The sequence below is a fragment of the Brevibacterium linens ATCC 9172 genome (assembly GCF_900169165.1).
GTDB classification, from domain to species: domain Bacteria; phylum Actinomycetota; class Actinomycetes; order Actinomycetales; family Brevibacteriaceae; genus Brevibacterium; species Brevibacterium linens.
On the sequence record NZ_FXYY01000054.1, the window covers coordinates 1 to 2,951 of the forward strand.

A 2,951-nucleotide genomic window follows, 5' to 3' on the forward strand; every position below is an offset into this window, starting at 1 on the left:
GACCCCGGGGAATCATCTATGTGGAAGAGACCGGTGAGAGACCGGGACACTACTTCCTGCCCTCGCACCGCGTTCGCACTCGAATCCGAGTGAGCCCCTTGCCATCAAGCGAATCGGTGGATCAAGGTTTAGCCGCGATAGCGCCATCGGCGAGCAATAAGGACCAAGGGGATGACTGCGACAACAATCATCAAGACAGGGGCAGTCGAGAGCGCTGATACGGCAACCCCTGCCGCTATAGCTGTAAGCAAACCGTCGAGGGCCCACATGGCTCTCGTCAGCACCATCGGATCCCCCATTGGCGAAGGAACCGATGCGAGGAATTGGACCGGCATCGGACCTTTCAATGCGCTCATGAGAATGGAGGCAACTGTCAGGACTGACAAACTGACCGTGGACACCAATACCTGAAGAATCGATCCGCTAGTCAGCTGCACACCGATCAAACCACCGATCGTGGCGACGACAGCACTGACGAAGATCGGAAAGATCACATGAACACTAATGAGAAACCGATCACTGATACCGTACAGAGACAGATCTGAGACTTGTGCGGCACCGTGTCGAAGACCATCGGCAAGAGGGCCTACGCCCATATAGCTCAACGCACCGGCGCCTAGCCCGAGAGGCGCTGCCAAGGGCCCCAGGGACGATCCGAACCCCACAAGCAAACCGGTACCAAAGACGCAAACGAGGCTGGTCAATAGTCGGATTGGACTTCTCAATGACGCGTACAAATCACTTCTGGCGATGGTGATCCAGACATGTCGCGACGGCCGCACCGCTTTCATCGTTCGTAGCAGCCGTGGAGGTTCTCGATAGATTGAGGAAGCTTGGCCAAACTCCATGATGAACACCTGCGCTTGTGCTTGCGCCAAGCGAATAGAGCGTTTGAGCAGATCGTCAAATTGCTGAGTTTCCAGCATGCGAGGTATGCAACATACTCCGACCACAACAAACGCTGCCCAAGCTATCAACGCGATGGCCGCCCCTGGGCCACTGGACAAGATCTCTGCCGGCCATGCTTGCCACGCGCCAGGGACGAACAGAACACAACCGCCCACAGCCAGCAATACAGAGGCGGCCACAGCGGAAGCTCGCGGAAAAGTTTGGCTCGTGACCCAAAGACAAAAGACGACGATGGCAGTGCAGAGCCAAGACACCACGACCAGTGCCGCGTCCAGGGCAGAGATGATGCCAGTCGTCCACATACTGGTTGCGACCAAAATGGAGGCCGCTATCAACATCCCCAACACGCACAACGCCGCGATTGATAGCGGGCGCCGATACGTTGTGAGTCGAGGAATCTCACTACCGGCAAGCGCATATGTGAGAAATGGGGGCAGGGTCGCGGGGCCCTGAAACCGGCCACCCCAAAGGGCGGCCACGCAAACAATCACGGCGACTGCGAACGCCGTTCGCTCTGCCACTGGTGAAGCGAGAACTGCACTGGCAGTCGATGAAACCAGGGATAGGAATAGAAGACGAATTATGGGTACTAGACAAATAACAGACAGTAGAATCACAGCGTAGATAATGAACCCCACGTCGCGCCGAGGTTCGGGGTGGTCGCTGTCAACCGTCCTGTTTCTCCAGATCGACATCGCCGCGGAGTACTGCGACCTCACGTCGTTACATCAAGACTGAGGACACGGTCTCCCAGGTCATCAGCCAGACGAGAGCTGTGCGTGGCCACCACAACGGTGACGCCATCGTTTCTCAGTGCCTGAAGAACATGAGACACAATACCCAAGCGCTCATCATCAAGTCGTTGCTCGGGTTCATCGACGATCAGAACGTCGAACGGTCGCGCAAGCACAAGACTCAATCCGAACAATTGGAGTTGTCCGGACGAAAGTTCATGAGGAAAGCGCAAGGATAGTTGTGATAGCCCGAGCTTGTCGAGGACGCTGGATGTGACATCGTCAGCATCTGCAGACCGCGGGAACCACGTGGTTGACACAAGTGCGACATGGTCGCGGACAGTGAGGTCCGAGGACATCGGCGGAAGGCCGATCATGGCAGCGACTGTGCGGCGAAAAGTTCGACTTCTCGTATCCGGCACGCTTCCGTTGATCAAAACCTCACCATCTGTAGGAGGCAGGGCTCCTGCGAGTAAACGAAGCAACGTTGACTTCCCAGAACCGTTGTGACCACGGATCGCCAGAGCTTCTGCCTGTGATAATGAGACTGTGGTGGGTCTCAACAGAGGTACCTCGCCCGCAAACACACTGACGTTATTGAGTTCGATCATAAAGCGACTGTTCCACCATCCTGAATGTTTCGTTGTAACAAAATATGTCCTCTGGGTTGCTAACCAACGTCCTGAAGCAAACCGTGACTATGAAGAGGTGCGAGTTGCCGGACGTGGGCTTCAATCAACGCAGTCACCTTCACGTGTTCCATCAATGAGCTCGTTTGCCATGGCGATGGCACCCGGGAGGTTGAATCCAGTCTCTTGAGAGTCCCGGTCCGTGGCCTTGATCCCGACGACGGGCGGAGCGGTAGTCACGTTTGGCCGTTCAAGTAGAATATTTCGCCAATGCTCGATGACAGAGTTGATCCCGGGTAAAGCTTCGCACAGGATGATCGGCAGATGGGTGACCTGCATCATCGTCAAAGCTGGCGAGTCGCTGCGTCCCTGTGCCAGTCGCATTACAGTGTCTAAGCTGGCGGGGAAGACAATAATGCAATCCGAGTCTCCAGTGCGTCCTTCCCTCCAGTCTTCACTCTTAGCATCGTCCCACTCGTCTTCCCATACCTGTCCGTTGCACAGACCTACGATCGCGTCTTTCGTCACGAAACGCGAGGCACTTCGAGAGATTGTCAAGCCCCGTGTTTGATGGAGAGTTTTCTACTTGGAATTCATCGGCTCACCCACGAGCTACGCAGCCCGTGGCATCGTGCTGAGATGATCGGCTCGGAACGCGGCGGGAGTCGCCCCACCAAGT

The 2,951-nt window shown here is 56.0% G+C and carries 3 protein-coding genes; all 3 read right to left on the reverse strand.

The features are described from left to right. Positions 1-128 precede the first annotated feature (128 nt). The 3 genes from BLIN9172_RS18010 to BLIN9172_RS17625 all read right to left on the reverse strand — a co-directional run bounded on the left by BLIN9172_RS18010 (position 129) and on the right by BLIN9172_RS17625 (position 2,830). Positions 129-926 (reverse strand): hypothetical protein, encoded by a 798-nt coding sequence (locus BLIN9172_RS18010; protein ID WP_145998004.1) that lies wholly within the window; start codon positions 924-926, stop codon positions 129-131. A gap of 698 nt (positions 927-1,624) precedes the next feature. Beyond that, complete coding sequence (locus BLIN9172_RS17620) at positions 1,625-2,254, reverse strand: ABC transporter ATP-binding protein (protein ID WP_101556166.1); 630 nt, start codon at positions 2,252-2,254, stop codon at positions 1,625-1,627. 120 nt (positions 2,255-2,374) lie between these two features. Further along, complete coding sequence (locus BLIN9172_RS17625) at positions 2,375-2,830, reverse strand: CypD family RiPP peptide-cysteine decarboxylase (RefSeq protein ID WP_257904182.1); 456 nt, start codon at positions 2,828-2,830, stop codon at positions 2,375-2,377. Positions 2,831-2,951 lie beyond the last annotated feature (121 nt).

What these genes read in the sequence shown, in the direction of transcription:
- BLIN9172_RS18010 (WP_145998004.1), bottom strand. Translation starts at nt 926, where the DNA reads ATGCTGGAAACTCAGCAATTTGACGATCTGCTCAAACGCTCTATTCGC.
- BLIN9172_RS17620 (WP_101556166.1), bottom strand. Translation starts at nt 2,254, where the DNA reads ATGATCGAACTCAATAACGTCAGTGTGTTTGCGGGCGAGGTACCTCTG.